Here is a 25985-nt window from a genome sequence, read left to right on the forward strand (position 1 = left end):
AGGCAAGTATAGAAGGAGCTTCTCGAACAAAGCTTACAGTATTCTCAAGACCTGATCGCCCCTCATTTCCCTCTTGCCGTTCTTCATTCCTCCACCACCGATTGAGCATCCTGACTACTTGACTCACCGCCGCTGGATGACGCGATCGCTTGAATTAGCAGAATCTGCTGGAAAGGCGGGTGATGTGCCTGTGGGAGCCGTGGTAGTCGATTCAAAGGGAAATTTAGTTGCAGAGGCAGAAAATCGACGAGAGCGTGATCGTGATCCCACGGCCCACGCTGAAATTCTCGCATTGAGAGCGGCGGGTCGATCGCTGCAAAACTGGCATCTCAATCACTGCACGCTGTATGTGACGCTGGAGCCTTGTCCGATGTGTGCAGGAGCGCTGGTTTTGGCTCGATTGGGGCTGTTGGTTTATGGGGCAGATGATTCCAAAGCGGGGGCGATTCGCACGGTGTTGAATGTGCCAGATGGTGCCGCTTCTAATCATCGGTTGGCTGTGTTGGGGGGCGTATTGGAGTCGGCTTGTCGTCAGCAGTTGCGGGATTGGTTTCACGATCGTCGCCACACGCCGCTTTAGCGATACGCTGCCTTAGCTACCAGACAAAAACTCACGAACCACTTGTTTAACATCTTCTTTTTTGCCATCGACCCGATAGTTGAGTTGCTGCATTTTCTGTTCGGTGATCTTGCCCCCCAAATCGTTGAGGGCTTGACGTAATTCGGGATGTTTTTGCAGGATTTCTTGACGCACGATCGCCGCCGCTTCGTAGGGTGGAAAATATTGTTTGTCGTCCTTGAGAACGGCTAAATCCAAAGTTGGAATCAAGCCATCTGTAGAGTTTCCAGCTACTAAGTCAACTTGCTTTTCTGTTAGAGCGCGATACAACAAACCCAGATCCATGACTTTAGGTTGACCTTTAAACTTCAAGCCATAAGTTTTTGATAAGCCAGGAAACCCATCTTCTCGATTGAGAAATTCAAAGCCAAATCCTGCTTGCCATTCGGGAGTATATTTCGCAGCTTCTGACAGCGTTTGTACGCCCAACTTGCGAGCGTCTTCTCCCCGAATAATCATCGCAAACGAGTTGCTAAACCCAAACGGGGCAGACCATTCCAGCTTAAAGCGTTGAGGATATTCTTCTTTGACTTTGTTGAATACCTGTTGAGCATCACCGACCCCTTGCGGGTAACTCGAAGAGATCGCAGGCTGCTTTAAAATCGAGGTGTAAGCCGTACCCGTGTATTCAGGATAGAGGTCAATTTCGCCAGTCTTAATCGCTTCGTGACAGATAAAAGTGCCATTGAGATTAAAGCGACGATCAACCTTTAGCTTTGTTTTGCTCTCGATTTGTTGAGATAGAATTTCGCCTAAGATCACCTGCTCTGTGAAATTTTTGGTGCCAACAACCACGCGATCGCTACTTTGAGGACTGCTGTTTTGAGAACAGGCGGCGATCGTCCCAATCAAGACAAGAGGCAACAGGAAAAAGGAAAAAAAGTTTCTTAGCTTCATTTCTTCACCATAAGGCGACGCTCGATCCAGCCTAGAGCAAAATCGGCACTGAGAGCCATGATCGCAGCGGGAATTGCGCCAGCCAAAATTAGTTGACTATCGACCACCGCAACGCCTCGAAAAATCAATTCACCCAATCCGCCTGCACTGATCGTGGCCGCGATCGTCGCCAAACCCACCCCAATCACCACAGCTAACCGAATGCCCGCCAAAATCACGCCCGCCGCCAGCGGAAGCTCGACCTGAAACAACAGTTGGCGATCGGTCATGCCCATTCCCCGCCCCGCTTCGCGAATAGCCGGATCGACGCTGATAATGCCCACATAGGTATTACGAATGATCGGCAATAAAGAATAAAGAATCAGGGCAACGATCGCCGATCGCGGGCCAATTCCCCCAATCCAGGGCACCGGGATCAAAAAGCCAAGCAGCGCCAAACTGGGCATCGTCTGGATCGCATTCGCAAAACCCAGAATTGGTCGGGTTAACTTTGGCTGGCGGGTGATCAAAATGCCTAAAGGCACCCCAATCAAAACGGCGATTCCGGTAGAAATCAAGACTAGAAATAAATGCTGACCTGATTTTTGTAAAATTTCTTCACCATAGCGAGTCAGAAAATCCATGATCCACCCTTCACGGCTAAGAAGGCTTTGGCTTCGGGATGGGTCGATCGCTCAAATTCCTCCGGCGTTGCCAACACGACCAGCTCTCCAGCTTGCATCAAGCCAATTTGAGAACCGAGCCTGAAGGCTTCTTGAATGTCGTGAGTCACAAAAACAACGGTTTTGCCCAAACGCTGCTGAAGGTCATGAAATTCTCGCTGAATCTCAACCCGCGTAATCGGATCAAGGGCCCCAAACGGCTCATCCATCAGTAATAGCGGCGGATCGGCAGCCAAGGCCCGCGCCACCCCGACTCGTTGCCGTTGACCACCCGACAGTTGATGAGGATAGCGATCGGCAAACGCTGGCCCCAGACCCACCAGTTCCATCAGTTCCAGGACGCGCGATCGAATTCTCGCTGGCTCCCAGTTTTCTAACGTGGGAACGACACTAATATTGCGGGCAACGGTGAAGTGAGGAAACAAGCCAATTTCTTGAATCACATAGCCAATGCGTCGTCTAAGGGCGATCGGGTTCCACTTCTGCGTCGAAATGCCCTCAACTTGAATCTCTCCAGCCGTGGGATTGAGTAATCGATTGATCAGTCGCAAAGTAGTCGTTTTGCCACAGCCACTCCGCCCCAACAGCACCAGCGTTTCGCCCTGTGGAATGCCAAAAGTGAGCCGAGACACGAGCGATCGAGAATGCAGATCATAGGTCACCTCATGAAACTCAACTGCGTTCCCCATGCCAACTGCCTCGTCTCCTATGGCTTCAAGTATTCTAGAAGAGATGTGAGTCATTCTATGCGCCTGCTCACCCAACTGGGGGAAGGCGGACTTCTGACTCCCACCCTACCTTAAATTTAGATGGAACTCGATCTGGGGCGACAGTGAATGCGGATTCATACTTGCTCGATCGCGCCTGCTCAAAGGATTGCTTCAGTTGTCCGAATTGCCCAATGAGAGAAGCCGAGAATGCTGGTAACGGGGTTGATGGCTCAGAAAATTTTATGTCTCTGAGTACGAGGCGATTCTGGCGTTTTGGTTTGCTCATTGGCGCGATCGCTGTCGCCTACTTTTTGAGTGCCAAATTTGCCTTTTCCCTGGTACAACTGGGCACAGATGCAACAGCTTCGGCGTTCTATCCGCCTGCGGGCATCTCTCTGGCAGCCTTGCTGTTGTTTGGACGATCCGCCTGGGTTGGCGTGGCTCTCGGCGCTTTGCTGTTTGCGCGATCGCTCTCTGGCGTAACTTGGGTGACGGCGATCGGCGCGACGATCGGCAGTACTTTAGAAGCGGTGAGCGGTGAGTTTTTGTTGCAAAGAGTGGGCTTTCGTCCTTCCCTGCGGCGGTTGCAGGATGTGTCTTCATTTGTAGCGATCGGAGCCGCCTTCTCATCGGCAGTCAACGCCACAATCAGCACACTTAACGGCTATTTAGCGGGATTAGTGCCAGAGCAGGGACTTCTTGACAATTGGTGGACTGTCTGGCTGGGAGATGGCGTTGGGATTTTGGTCGTGACTCCTGCTTTACTGACCTGGTTGAGTCAGCCCGTCCAGCGTCGGCCGTCTGTGAGCGCTTTAGTGAAAGCGTGGAGAGAGCATCGATCGTTTCGACGGCGATCGGTCGAAGTGATGCTTTGGCTGGGGTTGCTGATTCTGTGCGCCTGGGTGGTTCTGGTTGCTCCGGGGCGATTGGGTGAGGATGCGTCTGGGCTGGCGCGATACCTGCTTCACTATTTGCCGTTTTTGGTCTTAGGGTGGGCGGCCTTGCGTCTGGGACAGTGGGGAACCGTTTTGAGCAGCTTAATTTTCTCAGCGATCGCCCTTTGGGGAGTTATCCAAAATCGGGACTGGATGCGGGTTGGTGATTCTCAGCAGGCGATTTCTCAGGTGCAGGCGTTTGTCGGGGTGACGACCGTGATGGCGTTGATGTTGGCGGCGGCGATCGCAGAACGTCAGCAGGCAGAAGATCTTTTACGCAAACAAGAAGCCAGTTTGACGAATGCCCAGCGCGTTGCTCAAATTGGCAATTGGGATTGGGATGAGTCTCCGTGTTCGACGCAGATATCGCTGTCCTGGTCAGACGAACTGTATCGAATTTTGGGATACGTACCCCGATCTCTACGCCCCACTCCAGAGAATTTTTTGCGACGGGTACATCACGACGATCGCAATCAAGTAAGACAAGCTTTAGAAAGGGCACGATTGTTGCACAAACCTTATCGGCTGTGTTATCGGATTGTGTTGCCCAACGGATTAGAACGCACGGTCAGCGAACAAGTCGAAGTAAATGGCATGAATATCACGGGAACGGTGCAGGACATTACAGAACAACAGCGGTTGAGTGAGCGCGATCGACTGCTCAATGAAATCACGCTGCAAGTCAGACAGTCACTCCAAATTGAGGAAATTCTCAACACGACCGTGGCTGAAGTGCAGCAGTTTTTGGGGGTCGATCGCGTGTTTTTTTCGCAGTTTGACGAGCGGGGCTATGCCAAAGTTGTTGCAGAATCGGTCGATCCAATCTGGCGATCGGTGCTGGGCACAGAATCTCCGATGAGCATTTTGAATGACGTTCGAGAGACGTTTGGGTTGTCTCATATTCGCGTCAATCACGATTCTGATCAGGCTGAAAAAACCCCTTTTATTAATGCTTACTATGAGCAATATCAAATTCGTGCCAGTATTGCGATCGCGATCTTCCAAGACAATCAAATGTTTGGTGTGTTGAATGTCAATCAATGCTCTGAGGCGCGTCAGTGGCAATCTTTTGAAATTGAACTGTTAGAAAAGTTAGCCACTCAAGTCGAAATTGCAATTCAGCAAGGAACGCTCTATCAGCAAGTTCAAACGCTGGCAAATAGCTTAGAACATCAAGTGACAGAGCGGACACTTCAGCTTCAGCAAAATATGGAGCAGCTTCAGGCCACCAATCAGGTGAAAGATACGCTTCTTCATGCCGTTACTCATGATTTGAGAACACCCATCTTGGGAATGCTCATGGTTTTGAGACGGTTACAAAATAAGCCCGACCAAGAGATTGTGCTTTCGCGATCGGTTCTCAACTGCATGATTGAAAGTAGCGAACATCAAATTAGTTTAATCCGATCGTTGTCTGAAGCTGGCTCACAAGACACTCAGGAAAATATACTCAGTCGTCAACCCTTTCAATTGTCTCAATTAGTACGATCGGTGCTTTGTGATCTGCATCCTTTATTGATTGAAAACAACGTCCAATTAGAGACTTTGCTATCTGAGAATTTGCCGCTTGTCGTTGCCGATTCTACGAATATCCGTCAAGTTTTAGAGAACTTAATTACGAATGCAGTTAAGCATAATCATCCTGGATTGAGAATTACGATCGCAGCCGAATTAATCGATGGACTGCTGCGCTGTACGATCACAGACAATGGCGTAGGAATGAGTCAAGAACAATGCGCTCAAGTCTTTGAAAAGCCGTATTTGAGAGGATTTCACAATCACCACCTCACCGGACTTGGACTCGGACTCTTTTTGTGTCATCAGATCATCACAGCCCATCAGGGACAAATGGGAGTTGTCAGTTCTCCAAATCTGGGTGCAGCATTCTGGTTTACATTGCCGATTAGCAGGCTTTAAGCAATCAATTTTCAACACCCATTCTGATATTTGAAATTAGTAGCCATCTCGATCAGTTTCTCCTCCTAACACATCCACTGCATAGCGTTCGGGTGCTAACAAAACCTGAATTCCTTTGCTTCCACACAAATAGGAGAGGGTTTGTAACAAAGCGAGTTCTTTTTGTTGATTGGGAGCTAACTCCGATCGCTGAACTCTAACGTCTTCGAGCAATTTGGGAAATAAAGGATCAGCCTCTAGAGAGTCCAGAAACTTCTCAAATCCAAGACAGCTTAAGCCATAAATCAGCCGTTTACTCAAGTTAGCGTGAGGGCTAAAAATATAGCCGCCATGCGTGTCAACTTTACCCGTAAAAAAGTCCAGACTCAGAGAAATATAGTCCCAAAAACTAAGAAAAGGTTTGTCGATCGCCTTGCTGACAATGCCGATCTCTTTCTCTTGTTGGGTCTTAGGATCAAGGTACTTTTCTTTATAGTTGGTACAGTCGAAATAGGTAAACAATTTAGCGATCGACTTCTGTTTTTCTCCCAGTCCAATTAGTTCTTGTCGAGACGCTAAAGAAGTCCTTTCTCGAATAAACAAGTAGTTCAAAAACGTTGAATCTTTAGCAACCAAATGATCATCAGCAGGTGTTATCAGTTGCCCAGTTTCTGATAGATTAACAATCCCGCCCAAATTACGCTTCCGGTTTTGCAGCTTATTTCTAACATTGACATTTCCCAGACGATAGCCCCCATCACGAGTTTTGGCAGGAAAGGTAAAGTAGTTGGCCGACGTAGAAGCAAGTCGGAGCGCCATATCGCCCTCATTACAAAAGAGATAAGCTTCCTCAAATCGACGCAGAGACGATCGCAGCGTATTCGCTCGACCTGAGATAATCGACTCTGCGGGAATGTCAGGAGCCACCAAGACGAGCTTACTCAATCGAAAGACATTACCAATCTCAGACGAAGGGCACTTATCGCGGTTGTTGACATCCAAATTTCCGATCGAACCGGGGTCAAACACATCAGAAAGAATTCGCATGGCGTTGGTGACAACAAAGGCTCCCATGCTGTGACCAATAAACGATAACCGCACTTTTCTTTGACTCCAAGCCGCCAGTTTTTGAGCGCGATCGTCACCTTCAGATTGCTCAACTAGCGCACTATCCAACTGTCGAATTAACTCAACAAAATCTGCTACACCATAATTACTTGCTCGGAAAGTATCTCGAAAATAAACGGTCAATCTCAGCGCAACAATCGTCAAAATTGGCGCAACCGCAACCAGCGAAAGAATCAGCAAAACGACAAAACTAAGCAGCAGTTCTAAGCCAGTGTAAACCCTAGATAGCGTGATCAAAATACTGATTAAAGTGCCCACCACGCCTACAATCAGACCCACAATGCCCGATCGCGTCACAAGGCTCATCAGCTTGGGTAAAGCCTGTTTTGCTGCCGCTTGTTTATCTTTAAAGCTGCCCGATTCATCTTCTACAATTTGCTCAGATGGCCAGCGATAGCCGATCGCCAGCAATCCTTTAGGAATCTCTGTATAGTGCTGAGAAATATATTCACAAGTGCTTTTATACCAATACTCAGCCCCTGATCTGGGGGTGTTATAGCCGTGAATCATCACCAGAATTTCGGCATCTTCTTTGTGCTCTTTCAGGTATTGAGTCATTTCATGAATTGCCTGGTCGGGGTCAACTTTTGGATCAGTTTGAGACCGATCTTCTACATTGATGGGGGCGGTGCTGACAACAAAGTAGCCCGGAAACTTCCCATTCTCCACAGCCAATTTTTGAATCGCGAGTAGATGGTTGCTCATCGGTTTTCTGAAGCGACGTTCTGCTATACAAATTTCGTCGCAATCATAGCGCCTTTGCCCCGATTCATTGCCAAACTCTAGAATCATTACATAAAAAATCCTCCCCATTGTGTCAACAGGGAGGAACGATTCGCGAGTCAATTAAGAATCAGCCGAACTTTACAGATCGTCATCGTCCATTTCGTCATCTTCATCGTCGTCGTCAACGCCATCATCAATTAGATCGTCGTCGTCATCTAATACAGGCGAGAACGGCTCGGCATCGACATCAGCGACAGGACTGCCAAAGCTCTCAAAGCTAAAGCTCGGACGCTCATCAAAGCTGTCTAAACCGTAACTGCGAGCCGTGCGATCGTCCAGTACGACATCGGTCAAATCCCCTTCGTCGTCAAAGGCGATCGACCCGTCGTAAGCCATATCTACATCCGGCGTACCCGATTCTTCGTAAGCGTTAAATCCGGTTCCAGCAGGAATTAGACGACCAATAATCACGTTCTCCTTGAGGCCTCGGAGCCAGTCGGACTTGCCTTCGATCGCCGCTTCGGTCAAGACGCGAGTTGTTTCTTGGAAACTTGCTGCCGAGATGAAGCTGTCTGTGTTGAGCGAGGCTTTGGTAATCCCCAACAAGACGGGCGTGTATTCAGCAGGTGCGCCCCCGGTAATCGACATCGCTTCGTTAACCTGATCGATTTGATAGAGTTCGACCAGTTCACCGGGCAGCATGGTGGTATCGCCCCCATCGTCTACCCGTGCCTTAGAAGTCATCTGACGCACGACAACTTCGATGTGTTTGTCCGAAATATCAATCCCTTGAGACTGATACACCGCCTGCACTTCGTTGACGAGGAAAGTCTGAACTTCTCTCAAGCTGATCATCGATGCATCATGGATGCCGACTGCTTCACGATTAGCTTTGAACAGCACTTCTAGAAGCTCGTGGGGGTTGGCGGGGCCGTCTGTGAGCCGTTCTCCTGCCAGAACATGCTGATCATCAGAAATGATCACGTTTTGACCGGGGCCGATCGGATACTCCGTCACCAGTCCATCTGAGTCAACCACTTTCACTTCTACCGTGTCATCTTCGCCATAGACGACCTGAGCTTTACCGGGACGTTCTGCCAGCACACAGCCTTCTTTGGGCTTACGTGCTTCGAGCAGTTCTTCAATTCTCGGCAGACCTTGAATGATGTCTCCCGTTTTGGTGCGCTCAAAAATCAGCAACACCAGGTTGTCACCCCGTTGCACCAGATCGCCATCATCGACGTGAAGAACGGCACCCGGAGACACGCGATAAGGACGAGCAATCCGCATTCTAATCTGAGAATCGCTAACCTCAAGCACCTGTCCTGACTCTTCGAGGAGCATTCCCGGTGCGAGCTGTGCCCCCGACACGAGGAGATCTCCTGCTTTGACGGTGGGTGTTTTGCCTTTGGTGTCGATCGCGATCGTGTCCGCTTCTCTCACCACCAAAATCCGCCGAATCGCCTCACTGCCCTGACGAATCCCCTGCACTTCTCCGGCTTCTTTACACTGAATTTCAGTCCGAGCGACGACGGCACCTGGGCCAATCTGGTCGCCATCTTTGACCAAAACGCGCGTGTGCGTACTGCCCTGAGTCGTGTCTGCTGAGATGTCCCGACGAATCACTAGCGATTCGAGAATCACCAGTTGCAGGCGCATCAGTTCTGGGTCAGTGGTGTCAGCAACCAGCTCAATATCAGCAGCCAGTTGCGGGGTGTCTTTGTCGATTTCGAGAACCAATTGAGTCCGCAGCAAATCTAACCCTTCAACTGATTTGACGCGCTCACCATCCTTGAACGGTAGACGCTGAATGGCTCTGAGACGAATCGATCGCCCAGCTTCTTCACTCGTCGATTCTTGGCTGGGGACAGACGGCTCATTGGGAACCGTAAACTCAGTGACTCGACGCAGCAGCATAGCTGGCCCTTCAGGAGTTTCGACATACTCCGCATAGCGAAGCTCATCGACGACCAACCCTGGCATGACCTGCTGACCCGGATTCACCAGCGTCGCTTCTTTGGTGATGACCTCATCCAGGTTGTCAATCATGTGCAGTTCGCCGGGCTTGATCACAATCTCCCGGAGAATGTCATTTTTCTGAGTCACCTCGACGACCCCGTTGCTTTGGCAGAAGATGTCTTTAACGACTTCCGTACCCGCTTCAACGTACTGACCATCTTCAACCATCAACAGAGAAATATCCTTGTTGACTTCGTGGGCCTCTTCTGGAATCCACAGCAGCGTTCCGCCCTGAACGACTTCATACCCCTGTTTGGCTTTGCCTCGCTTGGCAATTTCCACACCAGAGTATTTGATGATGCCGCCTGTGTTAGTGCGATAGCGATCGTCGATCAGTTCCGCGACGACTTGGCTGTTGGTGACTTGAGTTCCGGGGGTGGCTTTGAGTGAGAAAAGCTGGCCGCCTGTGGTTTCTAATAGATACTGGTCACGCCCTTGATGGCTTTCAACCCGCACTCTTGCCTGATCCAGCATCACAGAAGCCGTAATAATCTCGACTTCTCGCCCGCCTTTTCCTTCACCGACTTCCGGGAGACGCACCACGCCGCCATTTTCAGTAACGAGCTTGGTTTCAGCAATGACTCCGTTTGCCTGGACGCGATCGCCATTCTTGACCGCAGGTTCTGCACCCGGTGGCAAGTTGTACACTTCGCCAGAAAGAATCCAAGTCAAACCGCCTCTTTGGGCGATGCGAGTCGTATTCCCCTGACGGTCTTTCTTCTCTTCGGGCACCAGGTCTTCAAACTTGACTTCACCTGCCAAGTCAGAAGCTACGTCTTTGGCAGCTTTTTCAGTCGTTTTGCGACCGCGACCCGTTAAGGGGACTTCTGCCAAAATCTGTCCGGTTTTGACGTGCTGACCATCTTTGACCATCAGCGTCGCGCCTTGAGAAACCGAGAAGACTTGCTGAAGGCTACCTTTTCCTTCCAGCGTGATCTTGATATCGGAACCAGCCGATTCCACAATCAGCGCATCTTCGCCGTGACGGGTTCTCAAAGGTCGAGTTCTCAGTCGTTTAGGAACGCGCATCACGCCATCAAATCCAGCTTTCTCCTGACGCGCCATCTCACCCGTAAACACCCCGCCCGTGTGGAATGTCCGCATTGTAAGCTGGGTGCCAGGTTCCCCGATCGACTGAGCCGCGATAATCCCGACCGCTTCCCCAATGTCCACCAGATGAGCGTGTGCCAGACTCCAGCCATAGCAAAGCTGACAAACGGAACGAGCCGCTTCACAGGTGAGAGGCGATCGCACCACAATCTGGGCAATCTTTGCTCTGCCGATCTGCTCCGTCATCTCGTTAGAAATGGCTTCGTTGCGCTTGACGATCACTTCGCCTGTCTCAGGATGCAGCACGTCTTCAGCAGCGACTCGTCCCAGAAGTCTGTCCTTGAGGGGAATAAGAACGCGATCGCCATCCATCATCGGCAGGGCCGGAATGCCTCGTTCCGTACCACAGTCGAGTTCGCGCACGATCACATCTTGCGAAACGTCCACCAATCGACGGGTCAGATAGCCGGAGTCAGCCGTCCGCAGTGCCGTATCTACCAGTCCTTTGCGGGCACCGTAGGAGGAGATGATGTACTCAGTCACGGTCAGACCTTCTCTAAAGTTGGTCTTAATAGGCAAGTCAATAATTTCCCCCTGCGGGTTTGCCATCAAGCCGCGCATTCCAACCAACTGACGCACCTGAGAGATGTTTCCTCTGGCGCCAGAGAAGGCCATCATGTAGACCGAGTTAAGGGGGTCGTTCGATCGAAAGTGTTTGACCACTTCGTCTTTGAGTTCTTCACTGGCCCCGTTCCAGGTGTCAATTACTTTTTGGAACCGTTCCACTTCGGTGATTTCGCCGCGAGTGTAGCGATCCTCAGTGTCACGAATCGTTTCTTCGGCTGCATCTAGCAACTGACGCTTACTCGGTGGGATTTGCAAGTCATCCACACTGATCGAAACCCCTGCTTTGGTGGCATACCGGAAGCCCAAATCTTTGAGCAAATCCGCCATTTGAGCCGTCCGAGCTGTCCCGTAGTTGGTGAACGACCACGCGATCAAATTGGTCAACTGCTTTTTGCTGACCACATAGTTGCGAAAAACATGCTTATCTGAATTCTGTGCCATTATTTGCCCCGCTTCTACTGTTTTAGATTTGCGCGATCGCTCAAAAATCTGAAATTGTCAAACCTGACGCTCGTGGGCTTTGGACGTTAGACAGTGGACTCTAGGCGGCACGATTTGAATCGCCTAAAGCCCAACCTCTCAAACGTTCTAAAGTGCCAGTGCTTCCTGAATCGTTTTGTTGAGAATGATCCGCCCTGGTGTGGTTTTGACGTACTGCGAAATGAGAACACCGTCTGCATCAACGCGAACGCGACGATCGCTGTAGGTGCGGGTGACGATTCCATCGGGTGTCGTCTCTTCGCTGATCAATTCGGGATCTTCTGGGTCGATTTTGCCGTCGTAACGCACCCAGACATAGGCGTGGAGGTCAACTTTCTTCTGCTCGTAAGCGTTGATCGCGTCCTCCAAGTTGGCGAAATAGGTGCCTGCACCTTCCTGCCCGGCCAGATTTTCGGTCGTCAGGTAGTAGCAGCCCAACACCATATCTTGGCTAGGCGTGATGATCGGTCGCCCCGTTGCGGGAGAAAGAATGTTGTTAGAAGCCAACATCAGCAAACGAGCCTCCGACTGCGCTTCGATCGACAGGGGAACGTGAACTGCCATCTGGTCTCCGTCAAAGTCAGCGTTAAACGCCGGACAGACCAGGGGATGAAGCTGAATGGCTCGACCATCCACCAAAATCGGCTCAAAAGCCTGAATGCCCAATCGGTGCAGCGTCGGGGCGCGGTTGAGGAAGACGGGGTGGCCTTCGATCACCTCTTCCAGGACTTCCCAGACGGTTGGATCGTTGCGCTGAATTAGCTTCTTCGCCGCTTTGATGTTGTTGACCAATCCCTGACGAATCAGACGGTGGATCACAAAGGGCTGGAATAGCTCGATCGCCATTTCTCTCGGCAGTCCGCACTGGTGAATCTTCAGTTTCGGCCCAACCACGATTACAGAACGTCCCGAATAATCAACCCGCTTACCCAAAAGGTTTTGCCGGAATCGACCCTGTTTCCCTTCAATAATGTCAGAGAGGGATTTAAGCGGACGGTTATTTGCGCCAACCACAGTTCGACCGCGACGACCGTTATCAATCAGCGCATCGACCGCTTCCTGAAGCATCCGTTTTTCGTTGCGGACGATGATTTCAGGCGCGAGAATTTCCTGCAAACGGGCGAGTCGGTTGTTGCGGTTGATGACGCGACGATACAGATCATTCAAGTCGGAGGTGGCAAACCGTCCCCCATCCAACTGCACCATCGGGCGCAAGTCAGGCGGAATCACCGGGATCACGTCCAACACCATCCAATCAGGACGAGAACCTGTAGCGATGAAGTTGTCCATAACGCGCAGACGCTTGATCAACTTGGCGCGTTTTTGCCCCTTGGAGACGGCAATCTCTTCGCGAAGCTGCTCGGCTTCCGTATCCAAATTAATGTCTTGCAGCAAACGTTGCAGCGCCTCCGCCCCAATTCCCACTTCAATGCCTGAGAGCTTAGAATCTTCGCTGTAAAGTTCGTCTTCGATCTCAATCCACTGATCTTCGGTCAGCAGTTGCTTATAAGTGAGATTTTCCGCATTGCCCGGATCGAGAACGACATAGGCATTGAAGTAAACGATCTGCTCCACATCCCGCAGAGGCATGTCTAACAAGATCGCCATGTAGCTAGGAATCCCTTTAAGATACCAGACGTGAGCGACCGGAGCCGCCAGTTTGATATAGCCCATACGGTGACGACGGACACGAGACTCGGTAACTTCGACTCCGCAGCGTTCGCAGACAATCCCGCGATGGCGCACCCGCTTATATTTACCGCAATGACATTCCCAATCCTTTGCAGGTCCAAAAATCCGCTCACAAAACAAACCATCCATTTCTGGCTTGAGGGTGCGGTAGTTAATTGTTTCTGGCTTGGTGACTTCACCCACGACCTGACCGTTGGGCAAAGTTCTCTCTCCCCATTGGCGAATGCGATCGGGAGATGCCAGACCGATTTTAACGTAGTCAAATCGCTGCTCTAGCTTTGGCATCGCGTAATTCTTCCTTAATATTCGATTGGCGCTAAAGGGTGAAAGGGTGAGTCTTGGGCAGTTTGAGTCGATCAAAGCCACCCAAAACTCAGCGCATTTCTAGTCTTCGTCGTCGTCCATCGCATCGCGCGAAATGGATTCATAGGTCGGTCGAGAAGGCGCGCGGCGACTGTTCACATCCGCCATCAAGTCAACTTCCATATCCTTACTGCTGCCGTCTTCCTTGGTTTCCACCTTATGAACTGCAACATCAAGACAGAGCGACTGAAGTTCGCGCATCAGCACCTTGAAGGATTCGGGCGTGCCCGGACGAGGAATGGCTTTGCCCTTGACGATCGCATTCAGCGCTTCGTTTCGTCCCTGCATGTCGTCTGACTTCACCGTCAGCAATTCTTGCAGCGTATAAGCGGCTCCAAATGCCTCCAGCGCCCAGACTTCCATTTCTCCAAATCGCTGTCCGCCTTGTTGAGCTTTACCGCCGAGAGGCTGCTGTGTGACGAGCGAGTAGGGGCCGGTCGAGCGAGCGTGAATCTTGTCGTCAACCAGGTGAACCAGCTTCAGCATGTAGGCTTTGCCGACCGTAACGGGGCGATCGAAGGGTTCACCAGTCCGCCCATCGTAGACCTGAATTTTGCCAGGGTTGTCGGGGTTAAACAGCCAGTAGCCATCTTGTCCGCCCGTGGATTTGATTCGTTTGTCTTGAGCTTCACTGATCTTGCCGTGAACGGTTTCTCTAGACTTTTCTTCTCCGTGCATTTCATCAAACGGCACGATTTTGAAGCGCATATCCAGATTTTCTGCCGCCCAGGCCAACAGGCACTCGTAGACTTGACCCACATTCATCCGGCTGGGCACACCCAGGGGATTCAACACGATATCAACGGCGCGCCCGTCGGGGAGATAAGGCATGTCTTCGAGCGGCAAAATCCGGGAAACAATCCCTTTATTACCGTGACGACCCGCCATCTTGTCTCCGACTTGAATCTTCCGCTTTTGAGCCACATAGACGCGAACGACCATGTTCGCCCCTGGCGGCAATTCGTCGCCCTGCTCACGGGTAAAGACTCGCACATCAACAATCCGACCTTTTTCACCGTTGGGGACTCGCAGCGAGTTGTCGCGCACGTCTCTCGCTTTTTCACCAAAGATCGCCCGCAGCAGCTTTTCTTCAGGCGGCTGATCCGATTCTCCTTTGGGAGTCACTTTGCCGACGAGAATATCGCCCGATTCAACCCAGGCCCCAATGCGAATGATCCCCGTTTCATCCAGGTGACGCAGCGCATCTTCCCCAACGTTGGGAATTTCTCGCGTGATTTCCTCGGGCCCCAGCTTGGTCTGACGTGCCTCAATCTCAAATTTCTCAATGTGAATCGAGGTGTAAACGTCTTCCTGCACTAGGCGTTCGCTAATCAGAATCGCGTCCTCGTAGTTGTAGCCTTCCCACGGCATGTAGGCAACGAGAATATTCTGACCGAGTGCCAGTTCGCCTTTTTCAGTAGCGGAACCATCTGCCAGAATCTGCCCCGCAACGACCTTATCGCCAATAAAGACGATCGGGCGCTGGTTGAGACAAGTATCCTGGTTCGATCGCTGGTACTTTTGCAGCGAGTAGGTGATCTCTCGGTTGGTCTGCGAATCACGCACCCGAATGTTGTCCGCATCGACAAACGTAACTTCACCATCGGTGCGGCTGACGATCACCATCCCAGAGTCACGGGCTGCCTGCGCTTCTAGACCGGTACCCACCAAAGGACGCTCAGGACGCAACAGAGGAACCGCCTGCCGTTGCATGTTGGAACCCATCAACGCTCGGTTCGCATCATCGTGCTCCAAAAAGGGAATCAGCGATGTTGCCACAGAAATGATCTGCACCGGGGAAACCGCTACAAAGTCCACTTCTTCAGGCGTTGCAGTCGTGAAATCTTGCCGATAGCGGACGGCAACCGATTCGCCGACGATCCGACCGTCTTCATCCATCGTGATGTCACCCGCTGCTACCCGCAGATCATCTTCTTCATCTGCCGTCATGTAGAGAGGAGCGACATCTCTCAGAACTCGTCCGTTTTCAACTTTGTAGAACGGCGTTTCGATGAAGCCGTAGGCGTTCACTTTGGCGTGGGTCGCTAGAGAACCGATCAGACCTGCGTTGGGGCCTTCTGGCGTTTCAATCGGACAAATCCGGCCATAGTGAGACGGGTGAATATCCCGCACCGCGAAGCCTGCCCGTTCTCGCGTCAGACCGCCTGGCCCTAGTGCACTGAGACGACGTTTGTGAGTCAACTCTGCCAAAGGATTTGTCTGATCCATAAACTGCGAGAGTTGAGAGGAGCCAAAGAACTCCTTAATCGCAGCTACCAACGGTTTAGGGTTGACTAGAGAAGCAGGCGTGAGCGAATCAGCATCCGAGACCGTCATCCGTTCCCGAATGATTCGTTCTAGTCGATTTAGACCAACCCGCACCTGATTTTGCAGTAGCTCACCAACCGATCGCACCCGCCGATTGCCCAGGTGATCGATGTCATCAATGCTGCCGATGTCAAATTCCAGGTTGATCAGGTAGTCGATCGACGACAAAATATCTTGCGGAGTCAGGACGCGAACCGTTTCTGGCACGTTGAGACGCAGCTTTTTGTTGAGCTTGTAGCGTCCCACTTTGCCCAGATCGTAGCGTTTGGGGTCAAAGAATCGAGATTCTAGCAGTTGAGCACCCCCTGAAACGGTGGGAGGCTCACCCGGACGCAGCTTGCGATATAGCTCCATCAAGGCTTCTTCTTCGCCAAATTGCCCTTCTTTCTCGATCGTCTTCTGGAAATACTCAGGGTGACGCAGCGCATCAAAAATCTCACCGTCACTCAGTCCCAATGCTTTCAGCAAAACTTGAGCAGACAGTTTGCGAGTTTTGTCAATCCGCACCCACACCAGGTCATTTTTATCCGTCTCAAACTTCAGCCACGCACCCCGGTTGGGAATCAAGCTCGCGTTGTAGGCGCGTCGTCCGTTTTTGTCGGTTTCTGACTTGTAGTAAACACCGGGACTGCGAACAATCTGGTTCACAATGACCCGTTCAGCACCGTTGATAATAAAGGTGCCGCGATCGGTCATCAAAGGCAAGTCACCAATAAAAACTTCTTGCTCTTTAATTTCACCCGTCTCCTTGTTAATCAGGCGGGTTGGGACGTACATTTGTACTGCGTAAGTACTATCTCGACGTTTTGCTTCATCGACATCATATTTGGGGCGCTTCAGCTTAAAGTCCTTCCCTAAAAAGTGAAGCTCTAGCTTGCCGGTGTAGTCTGTGATCGGCGAAAAACTGTCGAGTTCTTCGATCAAGCCTTCTTCGAGAAACCAACGGAAACTAGCCCGCTGGATCTCAACTAAGTCTGGCAAAACAAAGGCGGGGGTGTTGTAGGTAAGCTCAGTCATGCGTCTCCTCAGAAGGGTCACGCCCAGCGCGAACCCCGAATTTTATTACTATTTGCACAAATAAGTCAATGCAAAAAAGTTTGGAACTCCCAAAGGAAATCCAAAAAAATGAAGTATTCAGTTGTAGGGTGTAATAGCCAGTGTGGTCTCCAGTTCTTCCAGGGTCGATGGATGAGGTTTGTGAGCGCTCATGCCGTTAAACTTTATTGAGGAAGATAAAGTTTGTGGAAAATTGCTTTTCGATCGTTCTATTTTGCACTCTCAACCATTATGGCGCAGCATTTACGTTTTGTGGCTTGACTTATCCACGAATTTGTGAGATCTGTTTGCGATGGTCAGGTAAAAATAGGGTGATGAGGGGTGAAGAACCGCAACAATTTGTAAAGTCTCCTATTTCAGCATCGGCAACGCCAACTGAGGCACCGTCAATCCGAAGAGTTGACAAGCATTTTTGGTCGTTTGGGCTGCGAGTTGCTCCAGAGGAATTTCTCGCAGTTGGGCAACCTGTTGAGCAGTGTACTGAACGTACGACGGTTCGTTTCGTTTTTCGCCCCGCTTGGGGACAGGCGCTAAGAACGGACAATCGGTTTCGATGAGAAGTCGATCGCCCGGCACCATTTTTGCCGATTCCTGAATCTGAAGAGCCTTTTTGAACGTGACTGTTCCGCTAAAACTAATGTAGAAACCCAGATCAAGAAACCATTGAGTTTCTTCAGGAGTGCCGCCCCAGCAGTGCATTACGCCTTTTACCGCCCCATTTTTTTGCCAAAATCGCTCCAACAACTCGGCCATCGGTGCCGCCGCATCCCGACAGTGAATGATCACGGGCAGATTCAAAGATTGAGCGATCGCCAACTGTGCCTCAAAGGACTGAAACTGCTGTTCTCGGTTCGCTGCTTTGAAGAAATCTAGCCCAGTTTCCCCGATCGCCACCACGCGGTGATCTGACTTCGCCAACGTCAAAATCTGCTGAGAAGAATCCGCCGTCCATTTTTCTTCGACATCCAGAGGATGCAGCCCCACCGCAAAAGAGAGTTCGGGGAAGCGATTGGCGAGTTGTTGAATTCCAGCAAATTCGCTTGGCTCGACGCAAGAGTGAACAAGATGAACGACTCCCGCTTCTCGCCAGCGACGAGCGATCGCATCCAAATCGGGCTGGAATGCGTCAAAGTTGATATGAACGTGGGTGTCAATCAGTTGCATGAGGGAAGTCAAAATAGAAAATCAAGTTCTCAACCGAAATCAAGAACTCTACTTTATCTTTATTTCTTCAATCTCGTGCGAAGGGAGCGACCTCTTCGAGTCACCTGTAAGGGACTTCTAGGAAACAGTACTCGCCGCCACTTTAGTCTTCAGCGCTTTTGCGAGACGCGCCTTACGACGGGCACCCGTGTTGGCATGAAGAACGCCCCGCTTCACCGCTTTGTCAATCTTGCTGTAAGCAGATGACATCGCCGACTGAACTTCTTTCTCCGTTTCGGGAGTTGGTTGAGCCGCATGGGTATCAACAGCAGTCAGAAATTTTTTCATCAGCGTTCTAACGGCTGACTTGTAAGCTTTGTTACGCAGACGGTTGCGTTCTGCAATTTTGACGCGCTTTTGCGCGGATTTGATGTTTGCCACAATAAATCCCAGAAGAACTTTATCTAGAGTTGGACATAGAAATCGCTAGATAAATTACTATAGCATCAACCTTCAACGATGGGATGATCCCTGAAAAATCCAGGTTAAGCTAGAGAAACGAGCGTGGGTTTGCCTAGCCTGTATGGTCGCTAGAATGCTCCAAACCCCTTTCTCGATCGGGTTATCTCAAGACTGACACTCCTAACTCCATGCTGCGAATCATTACTCAGTGGGCTGAGGCTAGAACAGAACTGCGACGGATCTGCGATCGCACTCATGACGATCAAGTTGTGCATAAGGAAGCGACAGTCCGGGAGGTACTGCAAGCCGTTAAGCGACAGGGCGATCGGGCGGTGTTAGATTACACCTTGGAATTCGATCGTCAAGATCTAAAACCAGAAGACCTGCGAGTCAGTGGCTCAGAACTGGATGCTGCCTACCAACAAGTTTCTAAAGAGTTGTTGACCTCGATCCAGTTTGCTAGAGAGCAGATCGAGTCCTTCCATCGACAACGGGTGCCCAAGAGCTGGGTGCATTTTGGCGAGGATGAGGTCGTCTTGGGGAAACGGTATACGCCCGTCGATCGAGCGGGACTTTACGTTCCCGGTGGTCAGGCCTGTTACCCCAGTACTGTCTTGATGAATGCTGTTCCTGCGAAGGTGGCTCAAGTGCCTCGAATTGTCATGGTCACTCCTCCAGGCAAGGATAAGACCATCAATGCAGCCGTCTTGGTCGCCGCTCAAGAGGCCGGTGTTACAGAAATTTATCGAGTTGGGGGAGCGCAGGCGATCGCCGCTCTGGCCTACGGGACTGAAACGATTCCCAAAGTGGACGTGATTACTGGCCCTGGAAACATTTATGTGACGCTGGCCAAAAAGTTGGTTTATGGAACGGTAGGAATTGATTCTCTAGCGGGCCCCTCTGAGGTGCTAATCATTGCAGACGAGACGGCGAATCCAGCGTTTGTAGCGGCGGATATGCTGGCTCAAGCAGAACATGACGCGATGGCGGCGGCGATTTTGTTGACGACCGATGCGACTCTGGCGCGAAAAGTGGTGGATGAAGTCGAGCGGCAACTGATTGACCATCCCCGGCGGATTTTGACCGAGAAAGCGATCGCGCATTATGGGCTGGTGGCGATCGTCGATTCTCTGGAGGCAGCGGCCGATCTCTCCAACGATTTTGCGCCTGAACACCTGGAATTGGAGGTGGACGACCCGTGGAGCTTGCTGCAAAATATTCGTCATGCGGGAGCGATTTTCTTGGGCAGTTCGACTCCTGAAGCGGTGGGTGACTATTTGGCAGGGCCAAACCACACGTTGCCGACTTCTGGATCGGCTCGCTATGCGTCGCCCTTGGGAGTCGAGACGTTTTTGAAGCATTCCAGCCTGGTGCAATATTCGCAGACGGCTTTGGAGAAAGTGGCGAAAGCGATCGATCATCTAGCGACAGCGGAGGGGTTGCCTTCTCACGCCAATTCCGTCCGCTTGCGAGTTCGTGGCAATCTCAAACCTGACGCTTAACTGCCATGTCTCCGGTTAAAACGAGTCTAGTGGATGCGATGACGGGAGAGGTGATCATTGTTCCGCCGACTGATCTGTACAGTGATGAGCCTCCCTTGGAAACTGATTGGCATCGAGAACAGGTTGAGCTATTGTTGGCTTGCCTGAAGGCGTGGTGGCGGGAGCGATCGGACTTCTACGCCAGTGGAAATTTGACGATCTACTTCAACGAAGATCAAATTAAGTCACGCGATTTTCGAGGGCCTGACTTTTTTGTAGTGTTGGGGAGTGATCCGCATCCGCGCAAAAGCTGGGTGGTCTGGGGAGAGGATGGCAAGTATCCCAATGTGATTGTGGAGATGTTTGAGTACGGCGACGATCGATCGCACCACCAAAAAGCAACTCTATCAAGACACGTTTCGCACGCCTGAATATTTCTGGTTTCATCCAGAGACGCTGGAATTTCAGGGATTTTGCCTGACTTCTGGCGAGTATCAACCGATCGAACCTAACGAGCAAGGCTGGCTGATCAGTCACCAGTTGAATCTGTATCTGGGAGTTTTTGAGCAAAAGTTACGGTTTTTTACTTTAGAAGGCGAGTTGGTTCCCAGTCCACAAGAGATAGCAGCACGGGCAGAAGAGCAGGCAGCGCAAGCAGAAGAGCGAGCGAGCAAGGCGGTTGGAGGAGAGGCTGCGATCGCTGGGCGTTAACCCGGATGAATTGGAGTAGATTTAGCTAGTCGGTGTCTCGATCGCCCTCCTCAAGATCTGGTGGGTCAAACACGACGATAAAGGTAGCATTCGGAATGAGACGACGAAACAACTTTGCGTAGCCGTCTGCATCTGATTCTGACGTGCAATGAGCGACCGTAATGCGCTGCATATTTTCGAGCAGCCGAATCACAGCCCATCGTCTTAAGCGATCGCCATAAGAAGACATAGTTTGAGTTTAAGGATTGATAAATGAGCAGCGCTAATTGTCACGCCAGCGATCGAGAGGCGCTTAAACGGTATGCTATTCCGTGGATACAGCGAGTTAGTACCAGAGAAAGCAACTTCTAATTAGTACCATTTCATTAGTACTTGTGTCAACTAAATAGTGCTATTCAAATGGTGCCAGTCAGAATGACTAAGGCTAAATGTTATGAGTATGAAGGCTTTGAGGCAAAGAGCAGGGATTAAAGCAGAAGAAGTTGTCTTCAAACTTGGAATTTCGATGTCAACGTTGAGAAACTGGGAGCAGGGTAGAACGGTTCCGACACTCAATCCTACTCAGTACGCTGAACTGCTCAAGCTTTACAACTGCACTCCCGATGAGTTGGCAGAGGCTGCAAGAGATGACGACCGTTAAACATCGCGCATGGGAAGAGCAGGAAAAGCCCTCAAACAGGCATTAGCAGCACATACAGCACTTTGCAGATAGGTGAAGTATGAAAACAAATGACTGAAACTTCTAAAGAATCGGGCTTTTTGCTAATTCAACCGTACTTCACCAAGTAGAAATCTGCTGTAAGATCAGTCAAAACAAGCTGGCAGTTGCGTTGGGCGTGAGGCGATCAATTGTCTATCACTGGTTTCACGAAAAAGTAGACCCCAATGCAGAAACGGTTGCTGAAATTGTCAAAGCGTTGAAGAGTCTCAGTCCTGATGCAGCAGAGGAGTTTATCAAGCTGTATCTGGGGGATTTGATGCGAGATGAGCGATCGGATGAAGAAAATTGAGAGATGAGCCACTCAGAAATATCATTACTGCGATCGCCCCCAACGCCTCTAACCAGTCCACAGCCCAAATTGCCCTGAGCGATCGCTGGCTCGATTCCTTCTTACGGTAGTCGCATCGTTTTGCCGTTCTCGCTAGTTTATATCTGTTATGGGATTGAACTAGGAAAATTGGCTATGCAAACGCAAACGACAGAATCACCTGCCTTGACCGCAAAGTTAGAGCGAGTAGGCGGTATTTTACGCATTGTGGGTTGGGTGGGGGTTTGGATTGATCTAGCCTTTACCGCCGCGATCGTGCTGTTGTTGATGTTTGCGATCGTCGGCCGAAGCTTTAATCTAGCCACTTTCACGATTCCTGCGATTCCAGGGACGGGCATTGATCCAGCAGTTCAAGGGACAACGCCTGGGATTGGAATTGGCATTTTTTGGGCGGTGGGTGGCTTATTGGTGCTGTTGTTTAGCACTTTTCTGGCGTATCGGCAGACTCGTTTTGCTAGAAGGCTGCGTAATCCAAATCCTGAGACTCATCCCCCTAAAGGTGAAGTTCTGCAACTGCTGCGTCTGGGTGCGCTGGTTGGATTTGTAGGAATGTTTGTTGCTATTGTGGGCGGCATTTCAATTTTGAGCGTACTGCTGGCAAAAACAATTGCGCTGCCTCAAGGAGCCGCCATCTATGCCCCAACTCGAATGATTCGATCGATCGACATTTTTGTGGCGTTAGCAAATATTCTCGGCATTGCCGCCCACTTTGCCGGAACGGTCGCTTCTGCAAGTGTGTTTGAGTGGCTACACCGACAGTAGACCGTTGATGAAATTGAATCCTACACTGTGATATTCAATAGGATCACTCCCAAGCGATCAATGTCGGCTGGGATGGACATCGGCGCGCCTATGGTTTGCATAAACAGCATTGCCGCGATCGCACCCCTTCAACGCACAAATTGCACTGAGGGACTTCAACAATCTCGAAGAGATATCTGCTAAGGCAGATCGCGCAACAATCTCAGAATTTGCCGAATGAACGATCGAATTTTCCGCAACAGTCGCAAAATTAGCGGGGCTTTCTACCGGGACAGTGGAACGCCTGACATCGCTTCTAATTAACGTGAATTCGATGGAATTTTTTCGCTTCGTTCTTCAGCGCTTCTGCCCCCCAACCCCCCAATTTTGGGGGACTTTCAGACAAGATCTTGGGTTCAAAGTCCCTCACTCGTGGGGGATTTAGGGGGCTGCCTGGATTCACAACCGCAGCGAAAGATTTGATCGAATCCACGTTTAATTAAATAGAGAGACTCGATTCATAATCGCTCAATTTCACTCGTCTGATTGCCCAAAGAGCGTCTCGATATCCCTTCGCCCGTTGATTACTCTGACCACTTCGATCCCGTCTGGCAGAGGATAATAAAACACGCAATAATCATCGACCACAAAGCCTCGAAGATCTGGCGCAAGTTCCTCATAGCGTTTCCCCAGCAATGGAAAATCCGCCACTAATTTGCATTTCTGTCGAATCCGATCGAACAGCCGAGAAGCTACAGCAGAATCAATTTGCGTCAACCCATCACAGACCGTTTCCAAATCTCGAATCGCATCGGGCGAGAACGTACGTATATTGACTCACGATTGCGAGGAAGAGTGCTGTCGGATTCTGGCTTGAAGTCGATCGAAGACTGCTTCGCCCTCTACCCCCTCTCCATTTCGCAATTGCTCTGTGCCAGATTGAATCTTTTGACGCAACTCTGCTAATCGCTTCTCTCGGTCAGCAAAGATTTCTAACGCAGCATTGATCACATCCTCTGCGCTGGCAAACCAACCTGTCTGAATTTGGGCCTGAACAAATTTCTCGTTGTCAGGATTGAGAATAATACTCATGGCTTGAGTCCTCGCGATAGTCTCATCATAGTTGCTCTATCAATGATTGAAACTCAGACAGACTGAGTGTTCAACGATCTCGAAGAGATATCTGCTAAGGCAGATTGCGAAACAATCTCAGAATTTGCCGGAGGAACGAAAGCTTCGCTACACTTCGTGCTCAGACTTGTCGCAACAGTCGCACAATTAGCGGGGTTTTCTGCTGAGACGATCGATTGCCTCTGGATGACCTCTGAGTAAAATAGAGAATGCGATCGCACAGAGGACAGAATGGCAGCAAAAGATCTGTTTCATCAGGCAGTGAAGGCTGCATTACAAAAAGAACAGTGGGTTGTCACTGATCCATTTAAGCTTGATGTGGGAGAAACTAAATTTGAGATTGACTTGGGGGCAGAAAGGCTGCTGGCGGCGGATCGAGCAGAGGAGAAAATTGCAGTTGAAGTGAAATCATTCTTAGGAGATTCTCCGCTGACCGATTATCATGCGGCATTGGGGCAATTTCTCAACTATCGCCTCGCATTAGACTTGAAAGAACCGGATCGATTCCTGTATCTGGCAGTGCCGATCGCAGTGCATGAGTCGTTTTTTCAGCGAGAGTTTGCTCAAATTTCAGTCGAACGGTATCAAATTAGCCGATTGGTCTATGACCCAGTTTAAGAGGTGATTGTGCAATGGATCAAACTTTAGAAAACTATCGACGGTTGATTCAAGCGTATCTGAGCGAGTATGTGTCAATGCCGATCGCGAATGGTGAAATTGAATCCTACACGGTTTTTGATACTCAACAGGATCACTACCAAGCGATCAATGTTGGCTGGGATGGACATCGGCGAGTCTATGGTTGTGTAATGCATTTGGATATTCGAGAAGGCAAGATCTGGGTGCAGCAGAATACCACTGAGCGGCAAATTGCTCATGATTTAATGGCGATGGGTGTGCCAAAAGAGGATATTGTGCTGGGATTTCAGGCTCCAAATATGCGAGTTTATACAGGTTTTGGAGTTGCATAAATACCCTTGTCGCGATCGCACCCCTTCAACTCACAAATTGCACTCACGAACTTCAACGATCTCGAAGAGATATCTGCTAAGGCAGATCTCGAAGAGATATCTGCTAAGGCAAATCGCGCAACAATCTCAGAATTTGCCGAACGATCGCTGTGTTGGAGTGGTCTTATATACTAGGCTCACTGGAATTGGATTGAATGGGATGAAAATGCCATCGGGCCTGGTCATTCAAGAGCAGAAATTGACGAATTATCTCTTGATTTATCAGCCGAAAGATGACAAGTCTGAGTTTCTGGCTGGTGCGGGCTATACGCTTCAAACTTGGCAATTGTTGAGGCAGGATATACTGAGAGCGGTTGAGGGATTGGATGTCGCAGAGACGATCGTAACGGAGTGGGGTACAAGATTTAGGGTCAATTGTCAGTGGAGCGGCTTGAATGGTCGCAGATTGAGAGTGGTGACGATCTGGCAGAGTGACACGGGTTCTGATGTGATTCGGTTTGTGACGCTGTATCCGAATAAGTCTAAGGATGAGCTTGAAGGGCAGGAGGACTAAAAAGTGAGCGATGCGCTATTTCATTGGGTTGTTTTGCTGCGGGATGTGCCGGATGGTGCGGTGAGAGTGGGCGATCGCGGTGTGATTGTGGATGTGTTGCCGTTTTCTGAGGTGCATCAGGAATTGGGCTATACGATCGAGGTGTTTCGGCAGGGTGAGACGGTTGAGGTGGTGTCAGTTCCGGTGTCTTGGGTGGAGGTTTTGCCGGAGGTTTGGGGACAGAAGGACATGAGCGAGATCGCTGCGAGTTGATGTTCGACTGTTTCGACTGTTCGGGGATTCGATCGCGCTATCTTGGCTGGAGTGTATTAGTGGAGCGATCGTGCAGTGATGGATCAACGGAGTGTTCTCAGAATTCGGCGGAGGAACGATCGAATTTTCCGCAACAGTCGCACAATTAGCGGAGCTTTCTGCCGAGACGATCGAGTGCGCTGCATTGCCTGACGAACACTTGCCAACCATTGACGAGTGTTAACCGTATGAGAATGGTCAGCCCCTAAATTGGGATTGTAAAATAAATTGTGTCAAAGGTCAGAAGTTGAGATCTAATGAACT

Annotated in this window: 21 protein-coding genes and 2 pseudogenes; 12 read left to right on the forward strand and 11 right to left on the reverse strand. The window is 50.3% G+C overall.

The window, feature by feature from the left end; translation table 11 throughout:
• The first annotated feature begins 73 nt into the window (after positions 1-73).
• Positions 74-580 (forward strand): tRNA adenosine(34) deaminase TadA, encoded by a 507-nt coding sequence (gene tadA, locus ACKFKH_RS03525; RefSeq protein ID WP_446856848.1) that lies wholly within the window; start codon positions 74-76, stop codon positions 578-580.
• A gap of 12 nt (positions 581-592) precedes the next feature.
• On the opposite strand, the gene ACKFKH_RS03530 is transcribed toward tadA, so the two are convergent.
• Genes ACKFKH_RS03530 through ACKFKH_RS03540 form a run of 3 tightly spaced genes read right to left on the reverse strand, consistent with a single transcriptional unit; the run spans position 593 to position 2921 of the window.
• Positions 593-1483 (reverse strand): glycine betaine ABC transporter substrate-binding protein, encoded by an 891-nt coding sequence (locus ACKFKH_RS03530; RefSeq protein WP_446856849.1) that lies wholly within the window; start codon positions 1481-1483, stop codon positions 593-595.
• A gap of 29 nt (positions 1484-1512) precedes the next feature.
• Complete coding sequence (locus ACKFKH_RS03535; protein ID WP_446856850.1) at positions 1513-2139, reverse strand: ABC transporter permease; 627 nt, start codon at positions 2137-2139, stop codon at positions 1513-1515.
• Positions 2127-2921, reverse strand: coding sequence for an ATP-binding cassette domain-containing protein (locus tag ACKFKH_RS03540; protein WP_446856851.1), 795 nt, complete (start codon positions 2919-2921; stop codon positions 2127-2129). The genes ACKFKH_RS03535 and ACKFKH_RS03540 overlap by 13 nt, the downstream gene beginning before the upstream one ends.
• A gap of 209 nt (positions 2922-3130) precedes the next feature.
• On the opposite strand from ACKFKH_RS03540, the gene ACKFKH_RS03545 reads away from it, so the two are divergent.
• On the forward strand, positions 3131-5740 hold the full coding sequence (locus tag ACKFKH_RS03545; RefSeq protein WP_446856852.1) for a sensor histidine kinase: 2610 nt from the start codon (positions 3131-3133) through the stop codon (positions 5738-5740).
• A 36-nt stretch (positions 5741-5776) separates the two neighbouring features.
• On the opposite strand, the gene ACKFKH_RS03550 is transcribed toward ACKFKH_RS03545, so the two are convergent.
• The 5 genes and pseudogenes from ACKFKH_RS03550 to rpsT all read right to left on the reverse strand — a co-directional run bounded on the left by ACKFKH_RS03550 (position 5777) and on the right by rpsT (position 18772).
• The gene (locus ACKFKH_RS03550) at positions 5777-7552 is read right to left on the reverse strand and encodes an alpha/beta hydrolase (RefSeq protein WP_446856853.1); all 1776 of its coding nucleotides are present in this window, start codon (positions 7550-7552) and stop codon (positions 5777-5779) included.
• 159 nt (positions 7553-7711) lie between these two features.
• A pseudogene (locus ACKFKH_RS03555) lies at positions 7712-13726 on the reverse strand (DNA-directed RNA polymerase subunit beta').
• Between the two features lie 99 nt (positions 13727-13825).
• Positions 13826-17149, reverse strand: a complete 3324-nt coding sequence (gene rpoB, locus ACKFKH_RS03560; RefSeq protein ID WP_446856854.1) for a DNA-directed RNA polymerase subunit beta — start codon at positions 17147-17149, stop codon at positions 13826-13828.
• Between the two features lie 390 nt (positions 17150-17539).
• Positions 17540-18352: a TatD family hydrolase gene (locus tag ACKFKH_RS03565; protein WP_446856855.1), complete on the reverse strand. Its 813-nt coding sequence runs from the start codon at positions 18350-18352 to the stop codon at positions 17540-17542.
• Between the two features lie 117 nt (positions 18353-18469).
• Positions 18470-18772, reverse strand: coding sequence for a 30S ribosomal protein S20 (gene rpsT, locus ACKFKH_RS03570; protein ID WP_446856856.1), 303 nt, complete (start codon positions 18770-18772; stop codon positions 18470-18472).
• A 209-nt stretch (positions 18773-18981) separates the two neighbouring features.
• Here rpsT and hisD point away from each other — a divergent pair, with 209 nt between their 5' ends.
• Both hisD and ACKFKH_RS03580 read left to right on the forward strand, forming a co-directional pair.
• Positions 18982-20295 (forward strand): histidinol dehydrogenase, encoded by a 1314-nt coding sequence (gene hisD / locus ACKFKH_RS03575; protein ID WP_446856857.1) that lies wholly within the window; start codon positions 18982-18984, stop codon positions 20293-20295.
• A gap of 38 nt (positions 20296-20333) precedes the next feature.
• Positions 20334-20985, forward strand: a pseudogene (locus ACKFKH_RS03580) (Uma2 family endonuclease).
• A gap of 25 nt (positions 20986-21010) precedes the next feature.
• Here the strand turns inward: ACKFKH_RS03580 and ACKFKH_RS03585 are convergent.
• Entirely contained in the window at positions 21011-21214 is a 204-nt protein-coding gene (locus tag ACKFKH_RS03585; RefSeq protein WP_446856858.1) for a hypothetical protein, read from the reverse strand.
• 204 nt (positions 21215-21418) lie between these two features.
• Here ACKFKH_RS03585 and ACKFKH_RS03590 point away from each other — a divergent pair, with 204 nt between their 5' ends.
• The 3 genes from ACKFKH_RS03590 (at position 21419) to ACKFKH_RS03600 (ending at position 22796) form a co-directional block, all read left to right on the forward strand.
• Entirely contained in the window at positions 21419-21625 is a 207-nt protein-coding gene (locus ACKFKH_RS03590; RefSeq protein WP_446856859.1) for a helix-turn-helix domain-containing protein, read from the forward strand.
• Between the two features lie 163 nt (positions 21626-21788).
• Positions 21789-21995, forward strand: a complete 207-nt coding sequence (locus ACKFKH_RS03595; RefSeq protein WP_446856871.1) for a helix-turn-helix domain-containing protein — start codon at positions 21789-21791, stop codon at positions 21993-21995.
• A 174-nt stretch (positions 21996-22169) separates the two neighbouring features.
• Positions 22170-22796, forward strand: coding sequence for a DUF3611 family protein (locus ACKFKH_RS03600; RefSeq protein ID WP_446856860.1), 627 nt, complete (start codon positions 22170-22172; stop codon positions 22794-22796).
• Between the two features lie 513 nt (positions 22797-23309).
• Here ACKFKH_RS03600 and ACKFKH_RS03605 read toward each other — a convergent pair.
• Both ACKFKH_RS03605 and ACKFKH_RS03610 read right to left on the reverse strand, forming a co-directional pair.
• Positions 23310-23606 carry a type II toxin-antitoxin system RelE/ParE family toxin gene (locus tag ACKFKH_RS03605; RefSeq protein ID WP_446856872.1) on the reverse strand — a complete coding sequence of 99 codons (297 nt, stop codon included), beginning with the start codon at positions 23604-23606 and terminating at the stop codon, positions 23310-23312.
• A 6-nt stretch (positions 23607-23612) separates the two neighbouring features.
• Positions 23613-23867 carry a type II toxin-antitoxin system ParD family antitoxin gene (locus tag ACKFKH_RS03610; RefSeq protein ID WP_446856861.1) on the reverse strand — a complete coding sequence of 85 codons (255 nt, stop codon included), beginning with the start codon at positions 23865-23867 and terminating at the stop codon, positions 23613-23615.
• Positions 23868-24137: 270 nt separating this feature from the next.
• On the opposite strand from ACKFKH_RS03610, the gene ACKFKH_RS03615 reads away from it, so the two are divergent.
• From ACKFKH_RS03615 to ACKFKH_RS03635, 5 genes are all read left to right on the forward strand, one after another.
• Positions 24138-24524 (forward strand): XisH family protein, encoded by a 387-nt coding sequence (locus tag ACKFKH_RS03615; RefSeq protein ID WP_446856862.1) that lies wholly within the window; start codon positions 24138-24140, stop codon positions 24522-24524.
• A 14-nt stretch (positions 24525-24538) separates the two neighbouring features.
• Complete coding sequence (locus tag ACKFKH_RS03620) at positions 24539-24877, forward strand: element excision factor XisI family protein (RefSeq protein ID WP_446856863.1); 339 nt, start codon at positions 24539-24541, stop codon at positions 24875-24877.
• A 205-nt stretch (positions 24878-25082) separates the two neighbouring features.
• The gene (locus ACKFKH_RS03625) at positions 25083-25430 is read left to right on the forward strand and encodes a DUF6883 domain-containing protein (RefSeq protein ID WP_446856864.1); all 348 of its coding nucleotides are present in this window, start codon (positions 25083-25085) and stop codon (positions 25428-25430) included.
• Positions 25431-25433: 3 nt separating this feature from the next.
• Positions 25434-25682 carry a hypothetical protein gene (locus ACKFKH_RS03630; RefSeq protein WP_446856865.1) on the forward strand — a complete coding sequence of 83 codons (249 nt, stop codon included), beginning with the start codon at positions 25434-25436 and terminating at the stop codon, positions 25680-25682.
• Between the two features lie 91 nt (positions 25683-25773).
• On the forward strand, positions 25774-25905 hold the full coding sequence (locus ACKFKH_RS03635) for a hypothetical protein (RefSeq protein ID WP_446856866.1): 132 nt from the start codon (positions 25774-25776) through the stop codon (positions 25903-25905).
• Positions 25906-25985 lie beyond the last annotated feature (80 nt).

Source organism: Phormidesmis sp. 146-20 (assembly GCF_052939475.1).

Excerpts from the sequence above, each read along its gene's own strand:
- ACKFKH_RS03535 (WP_446856850.1), bottom strand. The coding sequence starts at position 2,139 with ATGGATTTTCTGACTCGCTATGGTGAAGAAATTTTACAAAAATCAGGT.
- ACKFKH_RS03540 (WP_446856851.1), bottom strand. The coding sequence starts at position 2,921 with ATGACTCACATCTCTTCTAGAATACTTGAAGCCATAGGAGACGAGGCA.
- ACKFKH_RS03545 (WP_446856852.1), top strand. The coding sequence starts at position 3,131 with ATGTCTCTGAGTACGAGGCGATTCTGGCGTTTTGGTTTGCTCATTGGC.
- ACKFKH_RS03550 (WP_446856853.1), bottom strand. The coding sequence starts at position 7,552 with ATGAGCAACCATCTACTCGCGATTCAAAAATTGGCTGTGGAGAATGGG.
- rpoB (WP_446856854.1), bottom strand. The coding sequence starts at position 17,149 with ATGACTGAGCTTACCTACAACACCCCCGCCTTTGTTTTGCCAGACTTA.
- ACKFKH_RS03565 (WP_446856855.1), bottom strand. The coding sequence starts at position 18,352 with ATGCAACTGATTGACACCCACGTTCATATCAACTTTGACGCATTCCAG.
- hisD (WP_446856857.1), top strand. The coding sequence starts at position 18,982 with ATGCTGCGAATCATTACTCAGTGGGCTGAGGCTAGAACAGAACTGCGA.
- ACKFKH_RS03585 (WP_446856858.1), bottom strand. The coding sequence starts at position 21,214 with ATGTCTTCTTATGGCGATCGCTTAAGACGATGGGCTGTGATTCGGCTG.
- ACKFKH_RS03590 (WP_446856859.1), top strand. The coding sequence starts at position 21,419 with ATGAGTATGAAGGCTTTGAGGCAAAGAGCAGGGATTAAAGCAGAAGAA.
- ACKFKH_RS03600 (WP_446856860.1), top strand. The coding sequence starts at position 22,170 with ATGCAAACGCAAACGACAGAATCACCTGCCTTGACCGCAAAGTTAGAG.
- ACKFKH_RS03610 (WP_446856861.1), bottom strand. The coding sequence starts at position 23,867 with ATGAGTATTATTCTCAATCCTGACAACGAGAAATTTGTTCAGGCCCAA.
- ACKFKH_RS03615 (WP_446856862.1), top strand. The coding sequence starts at position 24,138 with ATGGCAGCAAAAGATCTGTTTCATCAGGCAGTGAAGGCTGCATTACAA.
- ACKFKH_RS03620 (WP_446856863.1), top strand. The coding sequence starts at position 24,539 with ATGGATCAAACTTTAGAAAACTATCGACGGTTGATTCAAGCGTATCTG.
- ACKFKH_RS03625 (WP_446856864.1), top strand. The coding sequence starts at position 25,083 with ATGCCATCGGGCCTGGTCATTCAAGAGCAGAAATTGACGAATTATCTC.